General features: G+C 40.3%; 3 protein-coding genes. All 3 read left to right on the plus strand.

The features are described from left to right. Positions 1–233: 233 nt before the first annotated feature. The 3 genes from ENO17_05565 to ENO17_05575 all read left to right on the plus strand — a co-directional run bounded on the left by ENO17_05565 (position 234) and on the right by ENO17_05575 (position 5618). Positions 234–2003 (plus strand): phospho-sugar mutase, encoded by a 1770-nt coding sequence (locus tag ENO17_05565; GenBank protein ID HER24494.1) that lies wholly within the window; start codon positions 234–236, stop codon positions 2001–2003. A gap of 135 nt (positions 2004–2138) precedes the next feature. Then, positions 2139–4238 (plus strand): hypothetical protein, encoded by a 2100-nt coding sequence (locus ENO17_05570; protein HER24495.1) that lies wholly within the window; start codon positions 2139–2141, stop codon positions 4236–4238. 126 nt (positions 4239–4364) lie between these two features. Next, positions 4365–5618 carry a hypothetical protein gene (locus tag ENO17_05575; GenBank protein ID HER24496.1) on the plus strand — a complete coding sequence of 418 codons (1254 nt, stop codon included), beginning with the start codon at positions 4365–4367 and terminating at the stop codon, positions 5616–5618. The last annotated feature ends 168 nt before the right edge of the window (positions 5619–5786 follow it).

Raw genomic sequence — 5786 nt, forward strand, 5'->3', positions numbered from 1 at the left:
ATATAATTAATTATGAATTAAACAAACTACGTCAAAGTGTTGATCGCCAATCTCCCTATGGAGAATTAGAGTGGAAGATAAAAATATCTAAAAAACTTGGCTTAGAATCAACCCTTAGACCATGTGGTAGGCCAAAAAGTAGAACTTGAAAAGTGGTAACAAACTTAATATTTTATTGTTTCACATGGTAGAAAAAGTAGCCTGTCCCCTTTTCATAAAAGGAGTTTTTAAAATTGAATTACCTTGAGAAATATAATTTCTGGTTGGAAAATGAATTCTTTGACCGGCAAGCTAAAGAAGAATTGCGTGCTCTTGCCGGTGACGAAGAAGAAATTAAAGACCGTTTCTATAAAGATTTGGAATTCGGTACCGGTGGTCTGCGCGGTAAAATTGCTATGGGTACCAATCGGATGAATATCTATACTGTTTCCCGGGCAACTCAAGGTCTGGCTTACTATCTTATCCAAGAAGCAAAAAAACAGCCTCATCCCCAGCATCCCCAGGAATACCTCGACCGAGGTGTAGTCATTGCCTATGATTGCCGCCATAAATCCCGGGAATTTGCCGAGACTATCGCCTTAGTCCTTAATGCCTATAACCTGAAAACCTATCTTTTTGAGGATATCCGCCCTACTCCTGAGCTTTCCTTTGCCGTACGCCATCTTCATGCCATAGCTGGAATAGTGGTTACTGCCAGCCACAATCCGCCGGAATACAATGGCTATAAAGTCTATGGTCCCGATGGCGGTCAGATAATTCCTGAGATTGCCGATAAAATAATCGCTCACATCAATCGGATAAAAGATTATTCTCTGATTAAGAAACTTGATCGCCCCACTGCCATTCAGAAGAATCTATTCAACATTATTGGTCCGGAAATAGACCAGGTATATCTGCAGAAAGTAAAAGAACTTACTATAAGAGATAAAGATCAAATAGAGATTGATAAAACCATCAAAATAGTCTATACCCCCCTTCATGGGGCAGGTAATATCCCCATAAGGAAAATATTAAAAGAAAGAGGATTTACCTATGTCTTTGTGGTAGAAGAACAGACCCAACCTGATCCTGATTTTTCTACCGTGGAATCACCTAACCCCGAATACCCTGCTGCTTTTGAGCTGGCCATAAAATTAGGCAGCCAGGTAAATGCTGAAATTTTAATAGCCACTGATCCTGATGCCGACCGCATCGGCCTTGCGGTAAAGAATCCCTCAACTAAATATACCGTCCTAAACGGCAACCAGGCTGGCATCTTGCTTCTCCACTATATCCTGAGCAGCAAAAAAGAGCTGAATCAGCTCCCTCCTAACGGCTTTATTGTAAAGACCATCGTGACCAGTGATATGTCCAGAGTAATTGCTGACAGCTTCAACATAGACACCTACGAGACCTTAACTGGTTTTAAATTTATTTGCCATCAGGTAAAAATAGTAGAAGAAAATGAAAAGAAATCATTCCTCTTCGGTTACGAAGAGAGTATCGGCTACCTAACGGGAGATTTTGTCCGTGACAAAGATGCCGTAATCTCCGCCATGTTAATTGCCGAGATGGCTGCCTATTACTATAAAAATAAACTCAATCTACTACAAGTCTTGGATAATCTCTACCAAAAATACGGCTACTACGAAGAAGATCAGCATTCTATATATCTGGAAGGCGAGGAAGGGGAGAAGAAAATGTCCGAGATTATGGAGGTCTTTAGAAAAGAAGCTCTCCCGATTGAAGGGATGGAAATTATCCGGATAGATGATATTCTACTTGGTAAAAGTTACAACTTAAAATCCAAAAAAACTACCCCACTCGACTTGCCCTCATCCAATGTCTTAAAATTTATATTTTCCGATAGTTCCTGGTATTGTCTGCGACCTTCCGGAACCGAACCAAAAATTAAATTATATTTATCCTTCCATGCTGATTCTAAACAAAAAGCCCAGCAAAAAGTTCATCTCGCAAAATCCACAATCCTGCAAAGAATAAACTCCATAATCAATTCGATATAATAGTGAAAAATATTTAAATATTTTTCACTCCTAAAGCAGGACTTTTTAATGTATACGTCGAATATATAATCATTAATTCATTCGACTGAATAATCTTGCAACTTAAAAGATGATTCTAAAAGAGGACATTAAATAGTGAAAAAAGAAAAGAAGTTTAATAAGAAACAGAGAACCGCTCCCTGTTTCTGTTCCTGTTCCTATCTCTTGTTTATTTTAATTGTTGTTATCGTCTTTTTTGTTATCCACCCACAAAACATTTTAGCCAGTCCACTCAATTATGTCCCACTGGATAGCTGGGTGTACTCCGCAATTTCCCGGCTCGAGACTCTGCGCGCCTTTGCCGGAAATAATACCGTTGCCACTAATACCTTGCCACTAACCAGAATAGAAATTGCTCACCTGATAGATACCGCACTTTTCAATATACAAAAGGGAAAGAATGAATTCAAAGATTGGGAGTTAGCTTTAATGGAGAAATTAGTGCTGGAATTTCAAGAAGAATTAGCTTCTATCGATGTAGAAGTTATCTCTATAAATTCTGATACCACCAGCTCCGACTCCCGCTCCAACTCCGACCCCAACTCCACTTCCAACTCCAGCTCTAACTCCGACTTCAGCTCTGACCCTGCCGCCCCCGCTCCCAACGCACACCCGTCAAACAATGGGCTCTACGAATCTTTAAAGTATTTTGCACAACACGAAAAATTCTGCTCTTCATGCTCTTCAAATCTTTCTCTCGGCCTCCTTAATCCTCAAATGAGCAGAAAAGATATGGCCATCCTCCTGGATGAAATAATCTATCAAATACAAACCAACCAAACTCCTCTTTCCACTCTATCCGATCAGGACCTTGAGAAATTGGAGGCACTTATTATAGCATTAAATGATGAACTATCATCACAAGGTTTAAAAATAGTAAAATTAAATAAAACAACTATCCTGCTGGATAATATCAAAACAACCCTCGAGTTTAATCCGTATTTTACCCAGAGAGTTGATTTCCTTTACCCGGGTAATCAATCAAAGCTATTTTCCGAACTGGGAGTAAAAGTATCTGCCGCCCTTTCTGAGAGCAGCGCCCTCTATTTGGATTATTCCCTTGAAATGGATTATCTCCTCGATAGGCACTTAACTCATCTTTTGAACAATCAACTGAATCAAGCTTACCTTACTTTAGCACTTCCTTCCTTTGAAATCCGACTCCCTTCCAATACTCCGTTTTTCCCGTCCTTAAGCAGTCTGGAATTTCCCGCCCTTGATTTAGTGGTAGGAAGAGATTCCATGAAGTGGGGTCCCGGGTATCAAGGTAATCTTGTCCTATCGACCAACGCACCAGCCTTCGATATGTTAAAATATTCAGGTACAGTAGACCTCTCTGATTTTGGCGGTGGAAACGGCAGCCTTAACTTTACCAAATTTTTCTCTCTGCTTGACCCCCTCAAGGGCGAAGACCGGTACTTTACCGGCCAGAGATTAGAATATAAACCCTTTGACTACCTTACCTTAGGCTTATCGGAAACAGCCATTATTTCCCAGGAATCGAGCCCCCTGTTTTTAAATCCACTTCCTTTTATTCCCCCCTATTATCTAACCCGGTGGATAGCAGATGTCCTGGGACAACCCAGCGAAATTAATTCTTATGTAGGCCTCGATGTGGAGTTAAATTTCTCTCCGGGGATAAAACTATATGGAGAATTTATGGCCGATGACTTCATACTTACCCCGAAAACCAATCCTTACCCTAATCGTACCGGTTATCTTGCCGGCCTCTATTTTGCTGACCCTCTGGATATCGGCGATACTGATTTTCGAATTGAATACACCCATATCAATAACTATGTTTATTACTCCACCCATCCCTGGCAGGATTATCTCTATCAGGGTGAATATATAGGAGATACCCTGGGACCCGATGCTGACCGGCTCTATCTGGAGTTAACCCATCAGTTATCAGATAAAATTGATCTCTCTTTAAGTTATACCCATCAGCGCCATGGCGAAGGGCAGGTAGGTTTACCTTTACCCTCAGACCCGATCATGGCTAATGAAAATATTTTTCTCTCTGGTATAATAGAGAAAAAACAGGCCTATCAAGCAGAAATTTCTTACGAAATATCCCCCCAGTGGGCCTTATCAGCAAGCGCAACCCTGAATAATATTAAAAATATTGATAATATGGTCGGTGAGAAGGAAAAAAACACCTATTTTCAAATGGAATTAAATTATGAATTTTAGAAACTAAAAACTTATGGGGGTCAGGTCTCAACATTTGACATAAGCTCACTAGCTGTTTAATAAAGATCGGCTTATGTCAAATGTTGAGACCTGACCCCAACCAAACTATTTTAATAAAGGAGTAATATGATGATAAATAGATACCGGAAAGAACTAAATTTTGTTTTTTTTATTCTATTATTTTTTACTCTCATTTTTGCTTTCACTTTCTTATCTTCTACCGCAGAAGATTCGCCTGCTTATTATGTCCTTGGACCAAATGATGTCCTGGAAATAAAGCTCTGGGGATATCCCGAACTTACTACTTCTACCGTCGTTCAGCCTGATGGGATGATCTCTCTCCCCCTTAACGGCCAAATAAAAGCCGCTGGAAAAACCTTAATCGAATTAAGGGAAGAGATTGCCGATGAACTAAAAAAGATTTTAACTTCCCTGGGAAAAGACCAGGTCAGCCTTACTCTCATAAATTTTGGCGCTATTAACATCTCCGTATTGGGAGAAGTCAAGGCACCCGGTATTTATCCTCTCTCCGGCAGAGTCGATGTCCTAAAGGCCATCTCCGCTGCCTCCGGCCTTACCGACAAAGCAGGTTTGGTTAATGCCACCATAATTAAAAATGATCAAACCACCATCTCTGTAGACCTGGAAAAGCTCCTTCTCCAAAACGACCTTACCCAAAATTATCTTCTGGAGTCAGGAGACTCTCTTTATATCCCCAAGGCGTTTACCATTACCAACATATCGATTGCCGGAGAAGTTAATTCTCCAGGCCTCTACTCTTTGGAAGGAAAGGTTGATGTGCTAAAAGCCATCTCTGCCTGCAAAGGTGTCACCGAGAAGGCAAACCTTAAAAATGCCTTGATCACGAAATTAAACAATGAAATCATTCCCATTGACCTGGAAAAGCTCTTTCTGCAAAATGACCTTACCCAGAACTTTACCCTGGAATCAGGAGACTCTCTCTTTGTGCCCTTATCTTTAGAAAATAATATCTATGTTTTGGGAGAAGTAAAAAGCCCGGGGCTTTATCCCATCAAAGAGGAATGTACCGTAGTAAAAGCCCTTACTCTGGCAGGCGGTTACACGGCTAATGCCCGCCTAAAATCCTGTGTAGTCATTCGTCGCTTCCCCCGGGATGAAGATGGACTAAAGATGCAGACTATTACTTTAAAAGATGTGAAAGTGATAAGAGAAAAATACGAACAGGTTATCGAAGTAAATCTGGTAAAAATATTAAAAGACGGAGAATTGGACCAGAATATTGTCTTACAGCCCAGAGATATAGTATTCTTGCCGATAAAACCTTTATCCGAATTTGATATAGGAACTATCCTGGATACTGTTACCGTCGGCATCGGCGTCTATAATGTCTTGAAATAGTGAATAGTCGTTAGTGAATAGTGAATAGTCGTTAGCACGAGTAGAACTTGTGTCTACCTGTAGATACTGTGTTAAAAGTCAACCCGCAAACTCTCCCTTAGACACTGTATTTTATTGTAAATATTTTAAAGAATCTAGACAGCCATATATTCTGTCTTATCTCTATAC

Source organism: Candidatus Atribacteria bacterium (assembly GCA_011056645.1).
GTDB lineage: Bacteria > Atribacterota > Phoenicimicrobiia > Phoenicimicrobiales > Phoenicimicrobiaceae > Sediminicultor > Sediminicultor quartus.

Coding starts and splice junctions, on each gene's coding strand:
- ENO17_05575 (HER24496.1), top strand. CDS start 4,365: ATGATGATAAATAGATACCGGAAAGAACTAAATTTTGTTTTTTTTATT.